A 22,411-nucleotide genomic window follows, 5' to 3' on the forward strand; every position below is an offset into this window, starting at 1 on the left:
ATAGCGAATTTTCCCTCTAGAAACGAGTTTTAACATTGAATTCAAGGTTCGTGATAAAATTATTACGCACATTTTAAGCCTGTTGCGATAAAAGGGTAAGAAATATTTTTGCAGTTTCTGTTTTCTCTCTATATTTGCAGCACGTCAAGCGAAAGTAGCTCAGTTGGTAGAGCACAACCTTGCCAAGGTTGGGGTCGCGAGTTCGAATCTCGTCTTTCGCTCAGTTGCCTAGGTGGTGGAACTGGTAGACACGCAGGACTTAAAATCCTGTTCCCGTTAAGGGAGTGCGGGTTCGATTCCCGCCCTAGGTACTTGGAAAAAAGCTCATCGAAAGATGAGCTTTTTTAGTTTTTGGGAGTTTTTTTTTGCGGCGAAACTTCCTAATTTTGAGATTCGTCTCGACCATATTTTTAAACCAACTCTACTGCCTGAAGCTCTGCCGCAAGACGGTGAAGCCCTTCTTCTATCTTCTTGAGCTGCAGCTGGCGAGGCTTTTTCAGACCGGAAGAATAATGTTGCAACTGACGTTGATTGATGCCTGTAATCTTTTCTAAAGCGGCATTAGTAAAGATGCCTTTGTAGTAATTGAGAAAGCTCTCTGCATCGAAGTGATAAATCACTTTGTAATTGCCTTTAAGAATAGACGGAATATTCTCTGCAGCGAATTCTCCGGTCATAATGTCGATTGCATCTAAAATTGATTTTTTTGCTTCTTCGACAGTATCCCCTCCTCCATAAATACCTTCGGCATTTTCAGCATAGGCACTGAACATGTCATCACTGCGCTCGATAATGATCTTTAGTGTTCTCATAATATTTTCATTTTATTTATCATGGGGATCGGGAGCTAAAGCCCCAGATCCTTCATGATTTTCTTGCGAAGGCCCTCTCCAATCTCTTTGCTACCATGGTAAGGAATTGGATAGGTCTTCCCATCCTTCTCATAAATGTAATGAGATCCTCTGGTACGGATATGAATCCAGCCGTTTTTTCGCAATAGTCTGTGGAACTCGCTTGATTTCATAATGAAAAATTCTAAAATGTGCCTGGATAATTTATGCCTTAAAACACCAATCACATCTCGAACTCCACAATACAAAGGTAGTATATATACTACCATTGTTGCAAATGTTTGTACAATTATATTGTCTATATATCTATTTTTAAGATATTTAATATAAAAAATACTATTATGAGAAAAATAGGAACCAAAATCACCTATAAAGGGACACCATTCAATCCAGATGGAGATCATAATATTGATTGGGGAAATGTGAATTCAGACGAAATGGATTATAACGAAGCTTTTGAAGATAAGCATTCCTTTTTTCTCAGATCTGAAAAAGGTATGCTATATGGATTAGACAAGCTTAAATTCAGGAAAAAAGGGTTCTTAATAATGGAACCAAATCCTGTTTCATTTTACTTTTCCATAGCGAACGACACCGCTATGCAAATTCAAGATGCATATAGCAGGTTGGAAAACTTGTTATCAAAAAATGATAACAGTCCTAAATTATCAATAGCTTATAGCTATGTATTCAAAGTAACAAGTATATGTATTCTTTTTGCATATACTGCGTGTGATGCATTTCTAAATCAAATGATTCCTGAGTACAAAAAAATCAAAATGGATGAGACAAATAAAGAATGGAGTAAACAGGAAATTGAACGGCTACCTTTTGAAAAAAAATTAAAAGCTGTCAGTATATATGCGAATAATTATTTTGAAAAAAAACATCCCATAAAATTAAAGAAACTTGGTCAGTTAAAAGACTTTAGAAATAGATTAATACATCTCAAAGAAGCAAAGCAGAACCCAATACTATCTTATAATGACATATATCAAGACATTTTAGATACAGACCTTATAAAAACAGTTAAATATGTCAAAGATTTTATCAACTTCTATAAGCCTGGCTTAATTATTAACTACCGTTATTAAATAAAATGAATTACACATTTGTTTAATCTACTTAGTGATACTAAATGAAGAAAAGGTTCGCCTACGTTGTGCTTTTTATTTTCATATTAAAAGCTAGATTAGATTTACAAATCAAGCATCTTTTCTTTATTTTCCACCCGTCGAAGTCTTTCTTTTAACAAATTTATACAGTTCAAACCACAGAACAGAAACACTCGCTATCGCAATGGACATCCCTAATTCAGAAGCATTCAAAGCCGTGACCTCAAAGAAACGGGCGAATGGTTGAATATATAAAATAGAAAAGAGTAGGATTAACGTCACTCCAATTACAATCGGGAATAATATATTTTTGTATTTAAAGCTTTCGAATACGCTATAATAGAAAGAACGGTTAACCAAGCTCAACAAGATATTAGCAAAAATAAGCGTCGTGAAGACCATGGCTCTAGTGTTCTCTTCGGAACCTCCATTTTGAATAGCCCATTGATAAGCGAATAAGACGCCAGCGGTAATTGCCAGTCCTTGTATAATACTGATAGCAAGCTCTTTTATATTTAAAAACGTATCGCCTAAAGACCTTGGGGGCTTCTGCATAGTATTCTTTTCCATAGGTTCGCTCTCATAAACAATAGAGCATGTAGGCCCCATGACCAATTCCATAAAGATAACATGCACCGGGCTGAAGATTTGCGGATAGATCCAGCCCAGAAACAAGGGCAATGACACGGTCAATATGATTGGGATGTGAATCGATATGATATATTGTATTGCTTTCTTAATGTTAGCGTAAATGCGGCGTCCTGCGGCAATTCCGAGCACAAGCTTATCCAAATCATCATTGGTAATCACTAAGGCCGCTGCAGCCTTCGCGATCTCCGTTCCTTTGCTTCCCATGGCAACCCCAATATGGGCGGCTTTAAGTGCCGGTCCATCATTGACACCGTCGCCCAGCATAGCGACCACCTCTCCTTTTTTCTTTAGCGCATTGATGACTGCAAGCTTTGCTTCTGGAAACATCCGTGTAAACAATACGGTCCGCTCTGCAACCGACATTAATTGCTCTTCCGAAAATGCGGCCAGGTCGCTCCCATTTAGTCCCTCAGCTGTATTGACGATACCTGCTTGGGCAGCAATACTAGCGGTGGTGTCTGCATTGTCGCCCGTAATCACCTTAACTTGTATGCCTGCGTCGTATATCTTCTTGAACACATTTTCAATACCTTTCTTTGGCGGGTCATAAAACACGACGAAGCCTAGGAAATCAAATTCGAAGTCTTGTTGTTTTTCAGGGAAGTCATCCGTCGGGAAAACAGATTTCGCAACGCCTAGCACCCGAAAGCCTTCTTTTCCGAAAGCCTTGTATAATGCTCGTAGCTTATCCTTCTCGACCTCATCTAGCGATGACACCGCAAGGATAGCTTCTGGCGCTCCTTTTGCCGCTATGATACGAATACCATCATCATTGCGAAAAAGATGTGTCATCATGGGCGGCTTACCTTCTAATGGGTATTCATGAAAGAGCTCATATTGCTTCCGCTGATCGTCTCTGGTCGTCTTTTCGTAGACCTGATGCAACGTCTTCTCCATGGGATCAAAAGGCACTGGTTCGCTGCTCCACATCGCGTAATCAATCAATGTTGTAAGCTTCGGATTATCGAATTCAGTCTCAACGTAGATTTTGTTGGAACCATAATCATACAACTTGCTAAGATGCATGCTATTCTCCGTTATGGTGCCTGTTTTATCCGTGCAGATTACGGTTGTACTTCCTAGCGTTTCAACAACACTGCTCCTTTTGATGATCACCCCTTCCCGCATCAATTTCCAAGCTCCCAGAGCCATAAATGTGGTAAAGGCGACGGGAATCTCTTCCGGCAGAACAGACATCGCCATCGTAAGCCCGTTTAATAAACTGGCAACGAAATTGTGAGACTGAAAGTAACTATATCCCCAGACTAGTAAAAAAATAAAAATGCCGGCTACGGCCATCCATTTCACGAACTGACGGATTTGTATCTGCAATGGCGAGCTTTCTTCTTGAATGCTTGAAATGGACTCGCCAATCTTTCCGATCTTTGTATTCTTCCCGATTGCTTCGACTTCAAAAACTGCCAATCCGGATACGGAAATTGTTCCACTGTATATATGCTTATCCGCCGAATCCGCACTCTTGAACACCGAGAAGCTCTCGCCCGTCAAAGAGGCTTCGTTGACAGAGTAATCATTGCTATGGACAATCCGACCATCGGCATTGATCATCTTCCCCTCCTCCGTGATGCACAAATCACCAACGACGATTTCATGACTTGGAATCTTCTCGACTTGCGAATTTCTGATAACAGTGCTTAGGGGTTCATTTAGTTTTTCAAGTTCCTCCAAAGCTTTCTTGCTCCGATTATCTTGATAGAAGGAAATTCCCGATACAGCGACGATGGCGACGAACATAAATAAAGCCTCGCCATAATCTCCAACGAGCACATAGATGATAGAAATTGCGAACAACAATATCAACATAGGCTCTTTGAGAATTTCCCATAGTATCGCCCAAGCTCCGCTATGTTCCGTTTCTATTTTATTAATGCCATACTTCTCACGGGATGTATTTACTTCTGCTTCCGATAGCCCTTTGAGGTGCTTCGGTATATTATAATTGGTCATCAATTGTTGTTTTTCAGATAGATTTGGTTTGCTGATAAAATGAAGCCGAAAGTTTTCCCGCTTTCTCTATTTTACAGATAGATAAGTTACGAAAAGTAATCGAATTGGATTGGTTTGAAGTGTTGAATTCGAAGAATTAACGCTTATCCATAGCAAATTACGGAAGTTTTGAGAGGGATTTTATGATTTTCATCACTTCTTAGAAAAGAAAAGCCCCATCACAATGCTGTGATGGGGCTGATATCTTTTAGAAGGCGTTCTTAGGCGCCGTTCAATTACGCGTTGTCTTGGTTTAAAGATTGCTTGTAGATAGCTTTCTTAACTTGGATACGACGAGCTACAGATTTCTTCTCATAAGCCTGACGAGAACGAAGTTCTCTTAAAACACCAGTCTTCTCGAATTTCTTCTTGAAACGTTTTAATGCTCTATCTAAAGATTCACCTTCTTTAACATTTACAATAATCATAGCTTTTATATACCTCCTTTCGTCGTAAAATTCTTGGTGTGCAAAAGTAAACAAAACAAAGCGGTTTCGCAAATTAATTTTCGAGGAGCTTGTATTCCTCCACTATTGCTTCAAGCGGATGCTCCGCTGTGCATAGAGCGGTGTGGATGCCTAATGTCTTTGCAGCTTCTAAGTGTTGTGGGCTATCATCAATGAATAATGTTTCTGCGGGGTTGAGGTTATTTTCTTTCAACACGAGTTCAAAGATGGCTAAATCTGGTTTACGCAGTCCCGCAAGGTGCGAATAGTAAGTCTTTTCAAAAAATTGATCGTTGCTGTCTACGCGGTAACGATCTTTGATATGCTGCATACAGTATGCATAATGCAATTCGTTATTATTGCTTAAAAGGAACATACGGTTATGCTTCTTCAACTCCTCTAATACCTCATGTTTTCCCTCCGGAACACCAATCAATAATGAATTCCACGCGTCGTCTATCTGTTGGTCTGTTAAGTTCGGCCGATTGGCTTTTACCCTCACCCCTTCTCTAAATTCCGCCGCAGAGATCTCTCCCTTATCGAACTCGTCGAATAGGCTGTCTTGTCCGCGATGTCCAAAAAAGTCGTTCACATTGGTGATACCCAGCGCACTAAAGGATTCACTTACTTTTTTGAAGTCAATCATAAAGATGACATTCCCATAATCCAGGATAACATTTTTAATATTTTGCATACAAAAATTTTGTTTTCTCGTCTCAAATATCGATAATTGCATCGTCAAAACCGGAATTATCGTTCTCTTTTTTGATAACAAAAACTGCGCCTATAGCTCAGTCGGTTAGAGTAGAAGACTCATAATCTTTTGGTCCCTGGTTCGAGCCCAGGTGGGCGCACAAATCTAAAAGTCGTTTTTCTGAATAGAAAAAACGACTTTTTTCGTTTCAAAGGGCATCTTTGAATCATTTGTCCTTCACTTTTCAAGGGCCGAAAAGGCGCTGATGATGATACAGAAACTCTATAAAATTGAACGTAGAGTTAAAGGAGAGAAACTTTCTGCCGACAATAACAAGGAGCTACGCCTCAAAGAATCTTTGGAAATCATCAACGGCATGGGCAAATGGATATTTGAATAGATCAAGAACACCCTGCCAAAAAGCCAGATAGGAAAAGCCATGACCTATGCCACTGCACGATGGGATGCGCTGTCCGCATATCTAAACGATGGAAATCTGCAGATTGATAATTATCTCGTTGAGAACGCGATCAGACCAGTGGCCCTGGGGCGTAAGAACTATCTTTTTGCAGGCAACCATGAGGCCGCACAGCGCTCGACAATAATCTATTCGTTCTTCGCTATCTGCAAAAAGCATGAGGTGAACCCATTCCAATGGTTAATACATACTTTGCTCAACATATCCTCCATAAACCACATGAATCTAAAAAATCTTTATCCGCAGAGCTATAAGCAAATTATCGACAAATCAAACATGTAGTTCGTCGGTCGGATACTTTTTCTTCGAGAATCGGTTTGAATTTCCTTGCAGAAATCATCGACTTTAACATAAATTTCTATAACTTAATCTCTTAACATGGGGCTTGATTTATATTTGTAATAAACTGATTTCTAAAACTTTACATACAAAAACCAAGCCTTTTTTATGTTTTACTCAATCATTTTTAATCTTTTTCTTTATCCCGAACTCACGTTAATACATTCTGAAGCCGAATAAGAAAATCTAACTTGGTCTGCCCAAGAAACTAAAGTGGGAGTCGGGAAGTCATAATTCTTACGAAACACTCTTTTCTTTTGATATCCATCCCTTAATGCTTGATATTCATAAAACTCTTCTTTATGTATCTGCTTATTCTTGTTAAACCATTTCTTTGACACGATGTTACCGACAAAGCCCTCCGAAAAGTTGCTGTATGGTTCAAAATTGAAACTCCATTATTATCTGAGCCTCTGTTTAAAAACATCTACTATCGTTTGATTGAGTAAGATCACTTCCAAAGGATCATGAGTGATTTTATATACAAGTTTCTTATTATCTATCCCAATAAAGTCGCCATCTTCTAAATCTTTTATATGAAAATATTCTTTGTTATTTACATAGACGGAATAAACGTCTGAAGAATTTAAAGTCGTCTTTTCTTCTTCATTAAGCATATCTGCAATTCGGTTATAATCCGACTCTCCAATTATTTCTGTCCTGAAACCGGAAGCATTAATTCTTGTAAAGTCGATTTTAGATTTTTTATCCCCTTCAAATAAATAACCAATTATTACACCACTTGACACATAAATAGCATAATCTAAAAAGGTCGATGTAAGGTTATCATATACCTTAATGCTTGTTAGTTTATAACTCTTTTTGTTTTCATTGTAATACTTTTTGTAAACATCAAAATTGAATCCAAAAGAGACATAACCAGGTATATCGCTCGCATCCCGTAAAACTCTCCTAATCAACCCATCATCTAATTGGCGAACTAATATTAAATATTGTTTGGGAAGGTTAGTTATCACTTTTTTAAGCAAAAGAAGTTCCCATTCTTCTATCTTCGTCCTTTTAAAGAATTTAAATATGTCCATCAATTTCTAAAATTTAGTAAGCCAATTATATTTACCGAACCAACTAACATCTGATTTAAAGCCTTGCCTTAAAAACCTATAACGGTAAGCATCAATTAACGAGTGTTGTACAGTATTAACTTTCCAGACGTTTACTTGGTTATTTACTAACCAATTTGGAAGATTATAAGCTCTTTGCATTCTTTGGGTGATAAAAACATGATGGAACTCCGTACTTATTCTTTGTATTCCGGTTGAAGTTGGAATCTCTGTTAATGTTCGTGTCCCCACATGTAACTTCTTAAATTGTGTAAAAGTATATCCTCCTTTAAGAAATCTTGAACCTAATAATTTTAATCCCAGATAAGAAACCGAATTAGCTATTACTTTTCCGCCAATGAAATAGGTTTCTGGGTAGAACCCCTCTAATGCTCCGCTATTTAATTGCTGCTGTTTGAACCATCTACCTGGTGCTACCCTTGCGCCACCTTCTTCGTTGTACGCAATATTTTGTCCTTTTTTTTATTCTTCCAAACGCTGTTGTGAAATCATGCCAAGAAGTCTGAATTTCAAATCTGATTTGGTAAAAAGCCGATGGACGCTCAATATTTTTCAAATTCAACATTCACAAAGTTTTCAAGAATGTTTTTTATGAAGCTCTCGTCCGACGTTTCAATTAACCAATAAGAACTATCCAAAAGTTCAATTCGATATTGTACAATGGGCTCAATATTAATTTGATTTTCGTAACAAGTCTGTATATTTTGTACATTCTCATCACCGATCAATAGTAGGTTTATAAATTGTAATTTTTCCTTTGAAAGCTCAATCAGACCAGCTAAATCAATAAGTTTAGGAGTATTCGATTTGTTCACTTCTTGTTCAAATTCAATAATTGAGTGGTTTCGTAAATTTCCAAATCCTTCAACCCAGACCAAGCACCAACAAATGTTTTCCTTTAGAGATAAAAAATTTAAAATATCCAAAAGATTAACTTCTAATATATCAGTTCCATCACTTACTTTTATTCTTTTCATCTTTTATTGGATTAATCACGTTAAGATAAAATTTATATATAAACGGTTGGGCTTCCCATCATTGTTTAGTGCCTCCTATTTTAATTGGTATATAATTGTGCTCGTGAGGATTCGCATGATCTTTTCTTTCATGATCTGTGTGATTAATTACTAGGGTTTAAGCTAAATGCCCACAAATTATAAGGCTTTTTATTTATCGAACAAGATTTCTTAGAAATGATTTCATCTACTTTCCTAAAAGACCGTGAAGAACCACAACCCAACTCTTCTGAAATAGTAACTGGAGAAAACACATCGGATGATATTATCAATTCGCAATGCGTTCTATATAAAATAATTCTCTTCCATGATGTATTACCGCAAATAATCAAATAAGTTACCTATGAATTGACTTGTCTTTGGACTAACCAGTGTCTGTCTTATATCTAATGTCTAAACTTAGCCCTTAACCCTTCTTCAAACTTTCTTTCTCTATTTTCCCTTGTTCTTTTATTAAATTCAATGCCTTTAATGTAGATTTGCTAAGAGTATTCTTGTAATGCAGGCCTTTACTCATTAGCTGACCGATCTCATTATTGCACATCCGGCTCTGTAAAATAGAATCTCGAGCATTAATCTTTTTATGGGTATCCAATAACCGACGGACATGGTCGTGCGTATTTCGGGTCAATATTCTCTTAAGCACAGTCCTATTTAAGCTTTTTCTTTAGAAGTCTATTCCATGGAACAACTGAAAGGAGTAAAAGAAATGAGAAAAGAAACAGCCTAAAGCTAACTTTCGCAAGTCCATCTTGCTTATAAAAATAATCGTGTGTATCGTTATAGACTAATTTGATTTCAGCACCAACCGGATATTTTAAGCATTCTCCGTTCGCCATTCTGACAGAGTATTGATCTCCGTTATATTTTATATTGATTGAAGAGCTTCCTTTTGAAGCTCGACAATACTGCTCTACAACTACAAAACTCTGAGGAACAACCTTCTCCATCTTAACATCTTCTCTGTAAAAATACAGATTACAAGCAACACCAATAGCGAGGATACCAATAAGGAAAGGTCTTATTTTCGAATAACTCAAATAACTCATTCTACAATTGTTGGTGTTCCTACCTCGATAATTGGTCTTAGGCTCGGGGGGATGTTAAAGTACAAATCCAATTGCTGTAAAGCCTCCGCTCCACCACTTTTATATGCATCATTTACTGTTTTAACTCCCATATATACCCTAGTATAACTACTGCTCTGCTTAGAATATTCTTCAAATTTGGAGCGATTACGTTTCTGAGTATTTTTCTTGCGATGGCTGTCACTTGCCATTCTACGCCTATATTTTTCAGCTTTATTCGCACTAATATTCATCTTTTTAAGCAATTTTTTCTCGAGTTTATCAACGTATTTAAGCGGAATATTTTCTCTGTCAAGGAACCAATTGATATCCTTCTTCTCCCTTTCCCGCTTTATTTATTATGCTCATATACTCTCTATTTTCAAGAGGGTTATATTCTATCTTTATAGATTTGAACCTCTCCTTAATATCGATCTCTTTCCATTCCAGATAAAAAACAGATAAAGTATCTCCCCGAAACCTATATACAAATGGTGACAAGCCAATTATAGCACTCACAGTATCGGTTCTATTCTTTAACCTACCTGCATCTTTAGTAATGATGGTGTACTGATTGTCATCAGTAACACCCCAATTAAGAGTATTTATATACAGTTTTTCTCCCTTACTAGAAACAAGAATTTTACTCCTAAATGTATCCTTAACGCCATTACAGTTGTTAAACAAAAACATCATTGGAAGTATAAAAATAAGTAATTTACTATTTCTTTGTGCCATAATTGATCCCTTGTAATATTCTACGTCCTGAATAAGGTTGCTCACCATAGTAAGGTGTTGGGCCGAATGATTTTCCAAAAAGCAATATCAAACCTATGTTTTTCATAGATAACTGACCTTGGTGATATGCTGCCGCTAATTTCATGTAAGTTAAACCACTGATTTTTGATCCTTGAAAGGTACCAGTTACACCATTTAGTCCTGCTAAAAAATTACCAGCAGAACGTGTTGTTGCATTTTTACCGTTCAAAAGTCGGCCGGTCATAGGCCCATAAGGTGCATAATTTATATTCCTCGTATGTTAGTTTCTATAAAGCCTCTAATTAACATCTCTAAATGTCTTCTTAAAAAACTGCTTTCGTTCCTCCGTTTGCATAGCATCGCTTCCTTCCCAGATAACATCACCACTATCCAGTTCAAACATCTCTAAAAATGAGATGTTTCCGTCTTTTTGCTTTTTTTTCACCCATCGATTGTAAAATTTTGCTAGCTTTTTGATGCTCTTATAATCATCGTAGGCAACGGCCGTTTTTTTCTCTACATCAAAAAGGATAGGTTTTGTCGATAGGAAGGTAGCCATATCCCCGAATGCCATCCAATTAATCAAAAACATGGCCTCCACCGCAATTGTATATCGCGTTTCTTTTGAATTGTGATCCAATGTTCCAACTGTCCCAATCGCTGGAAGTAGCGCATCTACAGCTTTGCTACACAAGGAATAATCATCAAAGTAGTGAGATAGTTGCTTCAAGATTTCTGCGCGCTCTTTGAATTCAAATTGCCACATAAAATCAACCCAATTTTGATAGTCACCGGGCCTAGTTTCATATCTACCACCATCCTTCTCTACTGTAATCTTAAGCAGATAGCCATCATAATCCATCTTAATGGCTTCTTTACTCACGCAAATTTTACTTTCTTGAGCATTCAAAATGTTCGAAGAAATAAACAATAAAAAAATTAGTATCCAACGCATAACATCCTGATGTCCGATAAAGACCATTTTAAGATACGAAAAAAGAGCAGAAAACTTTAGTTTCCCACTCCTTCTTTTAAGCCTGTTAAAAATGACTTTTTCGGTGTCCTCCTTCAACATATCTGGCTTTTCTTGTTGAATGAAAATAAGGATACAATTACTTTCTACTATGGTTTGATAAAATATGTACCCCCATTAGATAAATTTATCAAGTGAATCGCTTTTCGCGATTTTTTGATAACTCTAAAGTTGATCATATCTACTTTCAAAACTTCTGATTTTAAATCAATTATTATTCTCACAAGATAGTTCGTATCATCTTTTTTCAAAAACGAGGCATTAAATCCATTTTCAACCTGATATACTCTTTCAGATAAATCGACATCCTCTGATAGGCCAGTAATCACAAATATATTGTCATAATTACGAACATCTTCCTTCAATCTATTTATATGATAATTAACTGCTTCCTTAATCGTACTAAATGAATTAGTCTGTGCATAGCTCAAAGGAATCATAAACATAAAGCACAAAAAAAAAGTAACTTGATATTTCATTTTTTATATTTCTAGTGTAACTAAGTATTTTTGAAGCATAGTTGCCACGACTCTAGACTGTTGGTTATATATGTAGAGGTTATTCTTGGTTTAAAGAACCTGTAACACTTTCACAAGCAGGATTCATCATTCATCAGGTATTTCATATTTATCTCACCAAACACCTAGGCTACTATACTTTAACAATTTCAATAGTTCCCCAAGACGAACCAAATCATATGAGATCGCATCATCAGCATTGACCAACAACCTTTTAAGCTCCGACCAGTCATCGCTGATCTGTCCAATCATCAATTCTTTTGTCTCTTGGTGAACGTCGTACATATCATCTAATCCTATTTGCCAATAATAATCCTGAGAACTCAAAATAATCTCATCTCCAAAATTTTCATTGACCTTTTTTGATAAAAGCGTAAGCACATCCAACACTTCTTTCTTTTGTATTTTCATAAAACGAGCTATTTGTATAAAACACTCTTATTCCCCGAATTTATATCCTTTTCTAAAAACGTATAACCAATTTGAAAATAAATCCTCCTCCATCCGTGAGCACGCATTACGAACTAGATTTCCTCAATTCCAAGACAATAGCGATATAGACGCGTATCCAACATAATAATTGTCACATTGGCGCTCTTAATTATTTATTATTTTCAATAAAACGTTTGTAAGCATTTTTAAAAGTTTTCTTAAAAAACCGCTTTCGCTCCTCAGTTTGCATTGCATCGCTTCCTTCCCAGATAACTGGACCGCTATCCAATTCAAACATCTCAAACATCGAGATGTTTTCGTCTCTTTGCTTTTTTTTCACCCACTGCTTATAAACCTTTGCTAGCTTTTTGATGCTTTGATAATCATCGTAGGCAACCGCTGTTTTTTTCTCTACATCAAAAAGGACAGGTTTTGTCGACAGAAAGGCTGCCATATCTCCAAATGTTATCCAATTAATCAAAAACATGGCCTCCACCGCAATTGTATATCGCGTTTCTTTTGAATAGTGACCTATTGTTCTAGGCATCCCAATTAGCGGAAACAACCCTTCTACAGCTTTACTACACAAGGAATAATCATCAAAATAATTTGAAAATTGTCTTAGGATTTCTGCACGTTCTTTGAATGGAAATTGACCAATAAAATAAACCAAATTCTGATAATCCCCTGGCATTGTTTCGTACTTCTTACCATCTTTTTCTACTGTAATCTTAAGCAGATAGCCATCGTAATCCATCTTAACGGCTTCTTTACTAACGCATATTTTGCTCTCTTGAGCACTCGAAATGTTCCAAGAAACAAACAATAAAAAAATTAGTATCCAACGCATAGCGTCCTGATTTCCGATAAAGACTATTTTAAAATACGAAAAAGGAATAGAAAACTATCGTTTTCAACTTCTTTTATAAATCTGCTTAAAGCTGAATTTTTCGGTATCCTCCTTCAACAGATCTGACTTTTCTAGTTGAATAAACCTAACCTCTATTGGGACTAGTCTAACTTCAAGTTATATTTATTTGATTACCCCGCAGAAATTGATTCAGACTATAAAGACTTCTTATTTTCGGCATAACGAAAAAGACGTATAGTGCTTTAGGTTTAACTTAGGAAACTACCAAATCTAAATTAAATTGTACTTAGTTATAGCCTCTTCTTTTAACAAATATTTTAAAATCGGGGCACCACCACCCTGCAACTTACTATTAGAAAAAAAATATTCCCAATACCTCCCATCTCTTGGATCTTTAAACAGTTTATACCAACCACTACAATCAACGTCTACTTCTATTAAATAATTTTCAACAAGAGAAAATATTCGATTGCTCACATCATCGTACTCAATTGAATTTAAGTGTTTTATTAACGCTCCTTTTAATAGAGTTTCTTCCTTTTTCAATTTTGTCATTTTACTATTGTTTTAATTGCATTAGAAGGTATTGTTGATTAGTTATTGAAGTTCACCTGCTCCTCCGGTTTTTAAGCCAAACCCTACAAACCTGGGATTGTCTCGATTTATTAGCGATGAGAGACCTGAGCTGGGAGTATCAAATTCAAAGATTAGACAATATTAAAGATGAATTTTTTACCCCCAAAAATTTATTTGGGGCAGTATTGACTGCTGATATCTTTATAAACAACATTAAAAACTCCATAGCTTTAATAGTTAATATAATGGTTTAGTAACTATATTTCATTCTGTATTTCATTTTTAATTTCATTAATTTTAGATAGTTCTGCAGTTAGTCGTTCTTCCAACTCAATTATTAAAGCAAGGGCTCTGTTATTATCCGTCATTACGTTGTAATTAAAGTATATTACTTCTAAATTCAAGTCTAAATTAGATTTATGTTGTTTTAAAAGAATATCAAATATTTTAGCTATATCTTCTAACTCAAAAGAATCATATATCGATTCTGTTTCAGAAATCTGTAATGCAGCTGTCATAATTAAAATTAACCTTATGTCGTTTAAATACTTTTGATCAACGTTATTCAAATAATTGAAGAATGATGTATCATTTTTAGTTCTACGCATTAAATCGTGAGAAATCACATTTATGTTTCTTTCATATTCTGTTAATCGCTCTATAAAGTCGTTTAGCTTTATCATCGTTTCGTTGTTTTTAGTTTGTTAAGAATGCGTTTAGCTTGGTCTATTATTTTTTTCAACTCCTTGCCTATCTTGTCACCTTTCTTTTCAAGCTCAGTTAATTCTTTTCTCGTTTTTTTGCCATAATTAGGATTATATAATTTGCCCTTTTTCAAGCTTTCAGGTATCATACAATCATCCTATCTCCTCATCTAAGAAGCTAGCACCGTAATCGTCGTGATTAATATTATTACTTTACCTTCCTGGCTCTAATTATATCCCAGTCCCAACCCAACCGTGCCTCTATCTCTTTCATTATTGCAGGTGTTTGTTCTCTTAATTTTATACATCCAGGACAATCCTTAATATCAGTAATATGTTCCATGCTTACCAGTCTTCTTAAGTACATCAATGGAACATAACCCCATTGCAATTCATCCGGTGATACACCATTATCATCATTGATCACTTTTGTTATTTTACCATTCTTGATAAAAAACAAAAAAAAGTAAGTCCGATCTCCTAAATGGGAAGAATGATACTCCTCTTTCAACGAATCTACATCAACATAATCAAAATTTCTTTTAATAGTTTCTAACTGACTTGATTTTAGCCTATATCGGTATATAGGATATCGAATGGTATCCAATCCTCTCACATCAAACTTCTGATAAATATAAGCTCCTTGTTTATCTAAATAATAAAATTCGTCCGAAAGATAATCTGGCGAGACAGTGGCGAGGATAATTTCGTCAAAATCCTCGTTTGTTTGAGAGCTCTTCTTAACTTTATGGTATTTAAACAAACGATCGTCCTCCACTTCCCTGAGGACTAAGGTGTCATTGGTCAAACGCTCAATTAAGATTTTTTTCCATTCCGACTTGCCCAAATCCCAGATCTTTAGCGTATCACTTGCTATTTTATAGATCGTCTTGGAATCTATAGGCAGAGGTAGCCCATTGTCCATATCCGCATAGTCATAAAAACCAGCTTTGTAGTCACACGAATCCTTATAAAAGGAAAAACCTTTAATGCCGAGTTGATCCCCAGTAAAATGTCGCCAAGAATACTCACGATGCCCATCTTTAGCTACCTTTCTTAAAATATTTTCTTCCTCTATATCAATAGCCCAGGTTCCTTCCAAATCTTCACGTGAATAATTCACCGTATTGAGCCTGTTCTGACAGGAACAGAAAATTGACATAAAACATACCTGAATAATCAATAATAAATAAGTTATACAAACATTCAATTGTTGAGAAAAATTTTGTACTTCAAAAAGAATTAATGATTTGTTCATCATTTTTATTATCTAGCCAATCCATATACTGGCATTAAAAATTTCATCAAATCGCCATGCGAACAGGACTCTAATTAGTTTTAAAAAACACTAAAATTTCAATAGAAAGATGACATTTGTTCTATAAAATAAATATCAATATAGTCATCATAAATAACGATTGAACCGTTCGTAAAACACAAATACATCAAAGTATATAATTCACTTTTTTCAATTCCTTTTTTTAATTTATAACTACCTTCATCGAATATTTCTAAATGTTTCTCAATTGTGTACTTTAATCCAAATTTGTAATAAGTTTCAAATGTTCGAGAATTAATTTTAAAGGCATCTGCATCTATTTCAGATTTCAAAAATTTCTTTTTCTGAGAGAGAGCATCGCTTATAAATTTTTCATAAGAGATTTTATTTTTTTCATAAATACTTTTTTGATTATAAACAGTATTCAAATAATCGATATATGTTAGTCCTTTTTCAGACTCTGAATAAGAAATAAATACTGGAAAATAATATGTACTTGGATTGTTGTGGTCTTCATTCACAATATTTTGGAGTAAAATTTTGTCGAATTCAAAGTTTGACTTTGAACTTTCAAAACTAATGAATAGCCAACTGAAAATAAAAAACAATACAATGTATTTCATAATTCTAATATTCACACATACTAGTATTTTTTCCGGTTAGGAAGACCTTCCAAACCTCTAGCAATGTTCTCTAAATTAAGCGCTCTTTTTTCAGCAGGAGAACTTCCATAATTCTTTTCGTCAATACTATCAGGCATTTTTCCTTAATCGAAATCAAACTGATGGGACATTTCATGAAAAACAAGCTCGAGACCAGACCACCTCCTCGAACCGAAATCGGTTTATAGTATTTGTTTTAGTTCTTATAATCTTATATATATCCTGATTAATCATATTTTTACATGAACTAAGATTTTATAAAAGCATTATAATAAACAACAATGTACTTCTTTTTTTCATAAAACGAGCTATTTATGTAAAACGCACCAATTCCCCAATTTTATATTCTTATATAAAACAATTAATGAATTTGAAAATAAATCCTTCTCCATCCGTGAACACGCGTTGCTACCTAAATCTCCTCGATTCCAAAACAATACCAATAGAGAAGCGATATCCAACATAATAAGTATTACTTTGGCGCCCTTACTAATTTATTATTCTTCAAAAAATACCCGTAAGGATTTCTAAAAGTTTTCAAAAAATATTGCTTCCTTTCGACTGTTTGCATAAGGTCACTTCCTTCCCAGATAACCTGACCACTATCCAGTTCAAACATCTCAAACATTGAGATATCTTCGTCTTTTTGCTTTTTTTTCACCCATCGCCTGTAAAGTTTTGCTAGCTTTTTGATGCTCTTATAATCGTCGTAGGCAACAGCCGTTTTTTTCTCTACATCGAAAAGGATAGGTTTTGTCGATAGAAAGGCAGCCATATCCCCGAATGCCATCCAATTAATCAAAAACATAGCCTCCACGGCAATTGTATATCGCGTTTCTTTTGAATCGTGACCGATTGTTCTTGGCATCCCAATCGCCGGAAGTAGCGCCTCGACAGCTTTGCTGCACAAGGAATAATCATCGAAGTAGTGCGATAGTTGCTTCAAAATTTCCACACGTTCTTTGAATTCAAATTGCCACATAAAATCAACCCATTGCTGATAATCCCCTGGCCTTGTTTCATATCTCCGTCCATCTTTCTCTACCGTAATCTTTAGCAGATAGCCATCGTAATCCATCTTAACGGCTTCTTTACTAACGCATATTTTACTCTCTTGAGCATTCAAAATGTTCAAAGAAATAAACAATAAAAAAATTAGAATCCAACGCATAGCAAAATATATTTTTTAAACTTTTAAATAAATTATCTATCATCTCAAATATACCACTCGCAACTCAAGTCTGTGTATTACACCACGTTTATAGTAACGGAAAGTTCCGAATATTCCTTGGTTCCCGTTTCAACTTATCATAGCTATAAATAAAGGTATCGTCGCTTGTAGCCGCCTTATTCCATAGTTGTTGGGAAATATTGATATTGAACTATTTCTTATTCCTCTCAACAACATTTTTGAAAACTTCGGTGGATTGTAGTGAACATATGCAACTCGTCCGACTAGGTTCATTGTGTAAATGAATATCATGATGCGAGCTAGCATGTTGTTTAAAAATGTAAAGTCTATTATTCGATAATTTAGGAAGACCCATAAAAAACACAAATGTAACAACTATCTACTTAAAAGATAGGAAAATTCTTTCATAACCCTATCAAGCCCATATCAATCCCTTTTCGAAAGGCTTTTGATTTGGGTTTGAATGGGTTATGAAAGGGTTTTATAAGGGAATTGAGTTGACCAACCGTAGGCAAATGCTAGACGTCGCTATCGATAGCACTTAAAAAGAATGCAAACGTTTTAAAAGAATTATGCCGCTGAAAGCTTTCACATATGCGACATAAATCCTACGAAAAAAAGAGCCCATGTTAATTAACATGAACTCTTTTCATTGGCCTCACACCGTTATTTTATTATATCTAATTTAGGCCTCATCTGGCGGTGCCCAGTATGTGCAATAGCCTTCTGCAAAAACGGGACCTGTAAACAACATACATCCTCCACACTGCTGCCCGTCTTTTGGCGCGATATACAGCTTACAATTATCACATTGATGTTCCGGATTAGGAGTTTGTTTGACATAGCCCAGCTGCTCTCTTTTTCTCAAGTTTACCTCATCCACGCCTGAATAATCGTCGCATGAACTCACTGCATTCCCCTGTGATTTAGCATCAGCAGTCTGTTCAGTCTGTTTCCCTGAATTATTACATCCCGTCATCAAGTATGCCGTTCCTAGTATTAGAGCCAATGAAGAAGAAACGGTGCTTTTAATAAAATCTCTTCTCTTCATCTTCGTGTTATTCTTCATAGTTATGATTTAAGTAGTTCAGATAATTTAGTTTTGACATCTTGATTTGCGGTAGATTCCATTATCGACTGCAGGGTTGTTTTTACTGCTTGGTTTTTCACCCCGTCTTTGCTTGCTTTCTCGATACCTTCTATCGCTCCTAACAACCACTTACTTTCATTTTTACCTTTGGAAATGGCTTCCACATCCTTCGCGAATTTATCGACAGATTGATCTCTTTTTGTTAAGATAAAAGCCAAGTCTTTAATAAATTGAGCCTTATCATCATTGTACGCATCAAAGAAAGCTGTTTTATTCAGCGAATTGAATAGCTCATAGGATGAGCCTACATTCGAACTTAACACTGCCATTCTAAACCATGGATCAGCACTATTTTTTTCGAGGATATTAGTCAAAAGATTAATGGTATTTGCATCATTGAACTGTCCTAAACTCAGGGTAGCTTGAAAAACAACTCGTGGAGCTTGATCATTTATAAGAGCGGCTAGAGCCTCTCTAGTTTCAGGATATCGCTCTGATAAGATGGCACCGTGCTCTCGAACGCCCTCATGACTATCTGCCAACGCCTTTTTAACCAATTCACTATTCAGTGCTCCAAGACCTTCTAAAGTATAAAGCGCATGCAACCTGTACCGTGGATCATTGCTGTTATTAAACAAATCAACGACAGCAGGAACCACACTTTTATCCTGACTTTCGATCAACTTACGTTGAGCCTGCAATCGCCACCATTGGCTTTCATGCGCTAGCAATTTCACATAATCAGCCGTTGTCTTATTCTCTTTCGACGTTATACTACGGTTCAGATTCTTTTTCTTTTTAGGAACGATCCTATAGATTCTTCCCATGTCCATACCTTGCTTGTAATCCATTTCGGCAACCAAGTCTTCAGGAATAGACATCGGCGTTTCTATATGCTGGCGATACATATCAACCATATATAAATTACCATCAGGCGACACAGCGAAACTTGTGGGTCTGAACCAAGAATCCGTAGAGGTGATAAATTCACTCTCTTTTTCTTCGGCAGCGCGCGATGCAACGTATTTTGGACTGGTTTTGTGCGGTACAATAACATCTCGGTGAACTAAATTTCCTGCCACTTCTCCGGTAAAGATATTACCATAAAAGCCTTCTGGGAATGCATCTCCTCCATAAACTGTACCTCCCGAAGCACCAGTAAAGTGGCCTTCAGCATGCTCCACCTGCCCTTTCCCTTGTTCATCATATGCCTCTTGGCGTCTTCGACTACGTTCAGCTCGCCAATACGGAGCTGGCGTAACCTGATACATTCGCAATTCATGATCGGAAATATTCTCAACACCTTTTTTAGAAGGTAGGAATTCATGTCTATGCATGTATCGCCCTGGCATAACGGCTTGTTGGATATGTAATGTATTTTGTGTCATAAAGCGATGTCCCCAATCGTTCAATGTCTGTCCGAATTGTGCTGGGGCGGTTTCTCTTTCAAAAAGTTGCTTATCTAAACGGAAGCGGAAATCGGAGCCGCCGACGGACAACGCAGGTGCATCAGCTTGGCGTGTGGATGTAATTTCCCCCGCTTGACCATGATTCGATGCATATATCCAGTTATCAATTGCGTATGTCAAATTGGTAATTTGTGCTTCAGAGTTATTCGTGAAGAAACCGGTGTAGAGCACCTCCTTATGATCGGACTTGCCGTCACCATCTGTATCTTCCAAATAGAAAATATCAGGTGCTGCAGTCACTAAAAGACCATTCTTCCATGCCATTACGCTTGTCATCTCTGAAATGCCTTCGACAAAAACGATAGACTCGTCAACCACCCCGTCGTTATCATTATCTTTCAAATAAACGATTCTGCCATTGCCCTTGCCCGGTGGATTGGGTTCCATGTCTGAAAAAGGATAATCCGCCATTTCGACCACATAAGCATTCCCCTTCTCATCAAAGGTCATCGCTATAGGATCCTTTACGAAAGGCTCGGTTGCATATATTTGTACTTCAAAATCTGGATGCACTTTCATTGCTTTTATGGACTCCTCTGGAGTCTTAGGCCCCGGATATTTGGGTTGATTGCAGGACCATAACCCAAATAATACGGTTGTTGCAACGAAGGCATGACAGCCAACTACCTGAAACTTGCTATTGATTTTCTTCATTGTTTTTCAAAAAATTAGATTTATTGTTTTCGTTAGCTTATTCTATGATTATCGTATTTTCTTGATCAAGGAGTCAATCGCGGTAAGTATCCGACCTTCGATTCCTGGCGCCCATTTACTGGGCAAGCCGTAGGCTCTCTGAGAAGTATCCCCTTCATAGCCTCCTTCCTCCAGTACTTGTTCAGTAGGAATATATCCCATCACATCATTGCTATACGCCATGACGAAAATATCCTCACCATATTTCTCTTTCAATTTGACCGCATAACCGATCGTCACCTCCCCTCCCAAGCTGATTAGCTTTTGTCCGGCGAAGTCCCATACCTGAATCGGATAATTAGTGTAGCTTCCTAGAATTGATTTTCCGCTCTTATATTGGTCAATCAAATTAGAGCTCCATTCATAAATATAACCCGAACCGGCTTCTTTCTGGATTTTCTCCAATTCTCCCAGTGTCGGTGGACTAGTCAAGGGTAAATCTATATTTGCGGATGCTGATTCAAATTTAGGCGCCAATTCGGTCATATCTTCCTCAATAACGCGTTCGACAGAAGCAGCTAAAGATTTACCGTATTGCTTGGCAAGTGCTAGCGTGCGTCTAGGCAATGGATTTTGATCTCCGCCTGCACCTTGAAAAAACAATGCCTTTGCCCCAGGATATAACTTTTCTAATTCCGCCTGAGCGAAGCCTGCATAATCTCCTGACCATTGATACCCTGATAGCACCGTAGGATGGCAGGCATATCCAAAAATAATAGCCTTCAGTTTTCCCGAAGCCGTCTCGATCTTAAATACTGGGACGGAGAAATCATTAGGACCTTTTAGTTCTTTTAAACTGGCTATGTCTTTCTCTTGATTTGACCTACGGTTTACTTGAACTCTAGAAACACCATTTTTAGCGAAAAGTTTAACAGGCTCCAGGTCCTGAAGCGCTTGTTTGCTTAATTGAATTAACGTTTTCCTTAGCCATTTTCCATATTCAACGATGACCATTTTATTTGAATCATCTAAGGGATAAATACCAGTTAAAACGTGATCGAGTACGGGACCAGAGTGCGTATGGGAGCAGTTGATTATTATGTTTTCGATGGGCGCGCCTGTTTCCTTACTGATGGCTTGGCGAACTTCGCTGCTAAAACTACTGCCGATTCCAACGACTTCAAGGGTTAAAAGTAAGGATCTATTTCCTTGCGCATCTTCAAAGAGAATACATTTTGCCCACAAAGGATGTATACTTCCTTCAGAAGGTTTTGTGCGGCTGGCATAACCAGCCAACCACATCGGCTTTTCGGGTGTGATATTGGCAGTCGCCAACCCTACCTTCCAACTTTTCCCTTTTAGATCCTGTGCATACGCAATGGATATAACTATATTCAATATCATGAAGGAAATGCTAATTGCTTGTACGATTGTTCTCTTCATTATT

General features: G+C 36.7%; 26 protein-coding genes, 3 tRNA genes and 1 pseudogene. 5 read left to right on the forward strand and 25 right to left on the reverse strand.

Annotated elements, in window-relative coordinates; all coding sequences use genetic code 11:
* Nucleotides 1-148: 148 nt before the first annotated feature.
* Nucleotides 149-221 (forward strand) — tRNA-Gly (locus tag DSM08_RS11270).
* Nucleotides 222-226: 5 nt separating this feature from the next.
* Nucleotides 227-311, forward strand: a tRNA-Leu gene (locus tag DSM08_RS11275).
* A gap of 99 nt (nt 312-410) precedes the next feature.
* Here the strand turns inward: DSM08_RS11275 and DSM08_RS11280 are convergent.
* A complete protein-coding gene (locus DSM08_RS11280) occupies nt 411-812 on the reverse strand; it encodes a type II toxin-antitoxin system HicB family antitoxin (protein ID WP_149526249.1) in 402 nt (133 codons plus the stop codon).
* A gap of 35 nt (nt 813-847) precedes the next feature.
* A complete protein-coding gene (locus DSM08_RS11285) occupies nt 848-1,024 on the reverse strand; it encodes a type II toxin-antitoxin system HicA family toxin (protein ID WP_149526250.1) in 177 nt (58 codons plus the stop codon).
* A 168-nt stretch (nt 1,025-1,192) separates the two neighbouring features.
* Between DSM08_RS11285 and DSM08_RS11290 the strand changes: the two genes are divergently transcribed.
* A complete protein-coding gene (locus DSM08_RS11290) occupies nt 1,193-1,945 on the forward strand; it encodes a hypothetical protein (RefSeq protein ID WP_149526251.1) in 753 nt (250 codons plus the stop codon).
* A gap of 126 nt (nt 1,946-2,071) precedes the next feature.
* On the opposite strand, the gene DSM08_RS11295 is transcribed toward DSM08_RS11290, so the two are convergent.
* From DSM08_RS11295 to DSM08_RS11305, 3 genes are all read right to left on the reverse strand, one after another.
* The gene (locus DSM08_RS11295) at nt 2,072-4,585 is read right to left on the reverse strand and encodes a cation-translocating P-type ATPase (RefSeq protein ID WP_149526252.1); all 2,514 of its coding nucleotides are present in this window, start codon (nt 4,583-4,585) and stop codon (nt 2,072-2,074) included.
* A gap of 275 nt (nt 4,586-4,860) precedes the next feature.
* Nucleotides 4,861-5,052 carry a 30S ribosomal protein S21 gene (rpsU, locus tag DSM08_RS11300; RefSeq protein WP_093097788.1) on the reverse strand — a complete coding sequence of 64 codons (192 nt, stop codon included), beginning with the start codon at nt 5,050-5,052 and terminating at the stop codon, nt 4,861-4,863.
* A gap of 73 nt (nt 5,053-5,125) precedes the next feature.
* Nucleotides 5,126-5,764, reverse strand: a complete 639-nt coding sequence (locus DSM08_RS11305) for an HAD family hydrolase (RefSeq protein WP_187773848.1) — start codon at nt 5,762-5,764, stop codon at nt 5,126-5,128.
* A gap of 86 nt (nt 5,765-5,850) precedes the next feature.
* On the opposite strand from DSM08_RS11305, the gene DSM08_RS11310 reads away from it, so the two are divergent.
* Both DSM08_RS11310 and DSM08_RS19495 read left to right on the forward strand, forming a co-directional pair.
* Nucleotides 5,851-5,924: transfer RNA gene (locus DSM08_RS11310), tRNA-Ile, on the forward strand.
* A gap of 87 nt (nt 5,925-6,011) precedes the next feature.
* Nucleotides 6,012-6,524, forward strand: a pseudogene (locus DSM08_RS19495) (IS66 family transposase); the annotation flags it as partial.
* Between the two features lie 458 nt (nt 6,525-6,982).
* Here DSM08_RS19495 and DSM08_RS11320 read toward each other — a convergent pair.
* The 20 genes from DSM08_RS11320 to DSM08_RS11415 all read right to left on the reverse strand — a co-directional run bounded on the left by DSM08_RS11320 (nt 6,983) and on the right by DSM08_RS11415 (nt 22,407).
* A complete protein-coding gene (locus DSM08_RS11320; protein WP_149526254.1) occupies nt 6,983-7,624 on the reverse strand; it encodes a hypothetical protein in 642 nt (213 codons plus the stop codon).
* A gap of 581 nt (nt 7,625-8,205) precedes the next feature.
* Nucleotides 8,206-8,640: a hypothetical protein gene (locus DSM08_RS11325; protein WP_149526255.1), complete on the reverse strand. Its 435-nt coding sequence runs from the start codon at nt 8,638-8,640 to the stop codon at nt 8,206-8,208.
* A gap of 445 nt (nt 8,641-9,085) precedes the next feature.
* On the reverse strand, nt 9,086-9,325 hold the full coding sequence (locus DSM08_RS11330) for a hypothetical protein (protein ID WP_149526256.1): 240 nt from the start codon (nt 9,323-9,325) through the stop codon (nt 9,086-9,088).
* Nucleotides 9,326-9,329: 4 nt separating this feature from the next.
* Nucleotides 9,330-9,728 carry a hypothetical protein gene (locus DSM08_RS11335; RefSeq protein WP_149526257.1) on the reverse strand — a complete coding sequence of 133 codons (399 nt, stop codon included), beginning with the start codon at nt 9,726-9,728 and terminating at the stop codon, nt 9,330-9,332.
* Nucleotides 9,725-10,000 carry a hypothetical protein gene (locus DSM08_RS11340; protein ID WP_149526258.1) on the reverse strand — a complete coding sequence of 92 codons (276 nt, stop codon included), beginning with the start codon at nt 9,998-10,000 and terminating at the stop codon, nt 9,725-9,727. Before DSM08_RS11340 ends, DSM08_RS11335 begins: the two co-directional genes overlap by 4 nt.
* Before the next feature lie 58 nt (nt 10,001-10,058).
* Nucleotides 10,059-10,484 (reverse strand): hypothetical protein, encoded by a 426-nt coding sequence (locus tag DSM08_RS11345; RefSeq protein ID WP_149526259.1) that lies wholly within the window; start codon nt 10,482-10,484, stop codon nt 10,059-10,061.
* Entirely contained in the window at nt 10,468-10,734 is a 267-nt protein-coding gene (locus tag DSM08_RS11350; protein ID WP_149526260.1) for a hypothetical protein, read from the reverse strand. The genes DSM08_RS11345 and DSM08_RS11350 overlap by 17 nt, the downstream gene beginning before the upstream one ends.
* A gap of 69 nt (nt 10,735-10,803) precedes the next feature.
* On the reverse strand, nt 10,804-11,388 hold the full coding sequence (locus tag DSM08_RS19055; protein ID WP_187773849.1) for a hypothetical protein: 585 nt from the start codon (nt 11,386-11,388) through the stop codon (nt 10,804-10,806).
* A 239-nt stretch (nt 11,389-11,627) separates the two neighbouring features.
* On the reverse strand, nt 11,628-12,017 hold the full coding sequence (locus DSM08_RS11360) for a hypothetical protein (RefSeq protein WP_149526261.1): 390 nt from the start codon (nt 12,015-12,017) through the stop codon (nt 11,628-11,630).
* Between the two features lie 153 nt (nt 12,018-12,170).
* On the reverse strand, nt 12,171-12,467 hold the full coding sequence (locus DSM08_RS11365; RefSeq protein WP_149526262.1) for a hypothetical protein: 297 nt from the start codon (nt 12,465-12,467) through the stop codon (nt 12,171-12,173).
* A 190-nt stretch (nt 12,468-12,657) separates the two neighbouring features.
* A complete protein-coding gene (locus DSM08_RS11370; RefSeq protein WP_149526263.1) occupies nt 12,658-13,338 on the reverse strand; it encodes a hypothetical protein in 681 nt (226 codons plus the stop codon).
* Between the two features lie 291 nt (nt 13,339-13,629).
* A complete protein-coding gene (locus DSM08_RS11375) occupies nt 13,630-13,914 on the reverse strand; it encodes an Imm27 family immunity protein (protein WP_149526264.1) in 285 nt (94 codons plus the stop codon).
* A 42-nt stretch (nt 13,915-13,956) separates the two neighbouring features.
* Nucleotides 13,957-14,067 (reverse strand): polymorphic toxin type 10 domain-containing protein, encoded by a 111-nt coding sequence (locus DSM08_RS19470; protein WP_149527708.1) that lies wholly within the window; start codon nt 14,065-14,067, stop codon nt 13,957-13,959.
* Nucleotides 14,068-14,192: 125 nt separating this feature from the next.
* Entirely contained in the window at nt 14,193-14,618 is a 426-nt protein-coding gene (locus DSM08_RS11385) for a hypothetical protein (RefSeq protein WP_149526265.1), read from the reverse strand.
* Between the two features lie 229 nt (nt 14,619-14,847).
* Nucleotides 14,848-15,900, reverse strand: coding sequence for a hypothetical protein (locus tag DSM08_RS11390; RefSeq protein WP_149526266.1), 1,053 nt, complete (start codon nt 15,898-15,900; stop codon nt 14,848-14,850).
* A 95-nt stretch (nt 15,901-15,995) separates the two neighbouring features.
* Nucleotides 15,996-16,541, reverse strand: a complete 546-nt coding sequence (locus DSM08_RS11395) for a hypothetical protein (RefSeq protein WP_149526267.1) — start codon at nt 16,539-16,541, stop codon at nt 15,996-15,998.
* A 511-nt stretch (nt 16,542-17,052) separates the two neighbouring features.
* Nucleotides 17,053-17,751 carry a hypothetical protein gene (locus DSM08_RS19060; RefSeq protein ID WP_187773850.1) on the reverse strand — a complete coding sequence of 233 codons (699 nt, stop codon included), beginning with the start codon at nt 17,749-17,751 and terminating at the stop codon, nt 17,053-17,055.
* A 706-nt stretch (nt 17,752-18,457) separates the two neighbouring features.
* Nucleotides 18,458-18,841, reverse strand: a complete 384-nt coding sequence (locus DSM08_RS11405; RefSeq protein ID WP_149526268.1) for a high-potential iron-sulfur protein — start codon at nt 18,839-18,841, stop codon at nt 18,458-18,460.
* 2 nt (nt 18,842-18,843) lie between these two features.
* A complete protein-coding gene (locus DSM08_RS11410) occupies nt 18,844-20,985 on the reverse strand; it encodes a PVC-type heme-binding CxxCH protein (protein WP_149526269.1) in 2,142 nt (713 codons plus the stop codon).
* A gap of 48 nt (nt 20,986-21,033) precedes the next feature.
* Nucleotides 21,034-22,407 (reverse strand): neutral/alkaline non-lysosomal ceramidase N-terminal domain-containing protein, encoded by a 1,374-nt coding sequence (locus DSM08_RS11415; RefSeq protein ID WP_149526270.1) that lies wholly within the window; start codon nt 22,405-22,407, stop codon nt 21,034-21,036.
* Nucleotides 22,408-22,411: the final 4 nt, after the last annotated feature.

Source organism: Sphingobacterium hotanense (assembly GCF_008274825.1).
GTDB lineage: Bacteria > Bacteroidota > Bacteroidia > Sphingobacteriales > Sphingobacteriaceae > Sphingobacterium > Sphingobacterium hotanense.

Bases quoted from the DNA above. Each gene is read 5' to 3' on its own strand.
- DSM08_RS11320 (WP_149526254.1), bottom strand. From the start codon at position 7,624: ATGGACATATTTAAATTCTTTAAAAGGACGAAGATAGAAGAATGGGAA.
- DSM08_RS11335 (WP_149526257.1), bottom strand. From the start codon at position 9,728: ATGAGTTATTTGAGTTATTCGAAAATAAGACCTTTCCTTATTGGTATC.
- DSM08_RS11345 (WP_149526259.1), bottom strand. From the start codon at position 10,484: ATGGCACAAAGAAATAGTAAATTACTTATTTTTATACTTCCAATGATG.
- DSM08_RS11410 (WP_149526269.1), bottom strand. From the start codon at position 20,985: ATGAAGAAAATCAATAGCAAGTTTCAGGTAGTTGGCTGTCATGCCTTC.
- DSM08_RS11305 (WP_187773848.1), bottom strand. From the start codon at position 5,764: ATGCAAAATATTAAAAATGTTATCCTGGATTATGGGAATGTCATCTTT.
- DSM08_RS11285 (WP_149526250.1), bottom strand. From the start codon at position 1,024: ATGAAATCAAGCGAGTTCCACAGACTATTGCGAAAAAACGGCTGGATT.
- DSM08_RS11340 (WP_149526258.1), bottom strand. From the start codon at position 10,000: ATGAATATTAGTGCGAATAAAGCTGAAAAATATAGGCGTAGAATGGCA.
- DSM08_RS11295 (WP_149526252.1), bottom strand. From the start codon at position 4,585: ATGACCAATTATAATATACCGAAGCACCTCAAAGGGCTATCGGAAGCA.
- DSM08_RS11415 (WP_149526270.1), bottom strand. From the start codon at position 22,407: ATGAAGAGAACAATCGTACAAGCAATTAGCATTTCCTTCATGATATTG.
- DSM08_RS11385 (WP_149526265.1), bottom strand. From the start codon at position 14,618: ATGATAAAGCTAAACGACTTTATAGAGCGATTAACAGAATATGAAAGA.
- DSM08_RS11325 (WP_149526255.1), bottom strand. From the start codon at position 8,640: ATGAAAAGAATAAAAGTAAGTGATGGAACTGATATATTAGAAGTTAAT.
- DSM08_RS11360 (WP_149526261.1), bottom strand. From the start codon at position 12,017: ATGAAATATCAAGTTACTTTTTTTTTGTGCTTTATGTTTATGATTCCT.
- DSM08_RS11365 (WP_149526262.1), bottom strand. From the start codon at position 12,467: ATGAAAATACAAAAGAAAGAAGTGTTGGATGTGCTTACGCTTTTATCA.
- DSM08_RS11405 (WP_149526268.1), bottom strand. From the start codon at position 18,841: ATGAAGAATAACACGAAGATGAAGAGAAGAGATTTTATTAAAAGCACC.
- DSM08_RS11290 (WP_149526251.1), top strand. From the start codon at position 1,193: ATGAGAAAAATAGGAACCAAAATCACCTATAAAGGGACACCATTCAAT.
- rpsU (WP_093097788.1), bottom strand. From the start codon at position 5,052: ATGATTATTGTAAATGTTAAAGAAGGTGAATCTTTAGATAGAGCATTA.
- DSM08_RS11370 (WP_149526263.1), bottom strand. From the start codon at position 13,338: ATGCGTTGGATACTAATTTTTTTATTGTTTGTTTCTTGGAACATTTCG.
- DSM08_RS11390 (WP_149526266.1), bottom strand. From the start codon at position 15,900: ATGATGAACAAATCATTAATTCTTTTTGAAGTACAAAATTTTTCTCAA.
- DSM08_RS11395 (WP_149526267.1), bottom strand. From the start codon at position 16,541: ATGAAATACATTGTATTGTTTTTTATTTTCAGTTGGCTATTCATTAGT.
- DSM08_RS11375 (WP_149526264.1), bottom strand. From the start codon at position 13,914: ATGACAAAATTGAAAAAGGAAGAAACTCTATTAAAAGGAGCGTTAATA.
- DSM08_RS19060 (WP_187773850.1), bottom strand. From the start codon at position 17,751: ATGCGTTGGATTCTAATTTTTTTATTGTTTATTTCTTTGAACATTTTG.
- DSM08_RS11280 (WP_149526249.1), bottom strand. From the start codon at position 812: ATGAGAACACTAAAGATCATTATCGAGCGCAGTGATGACATGTTCAGT.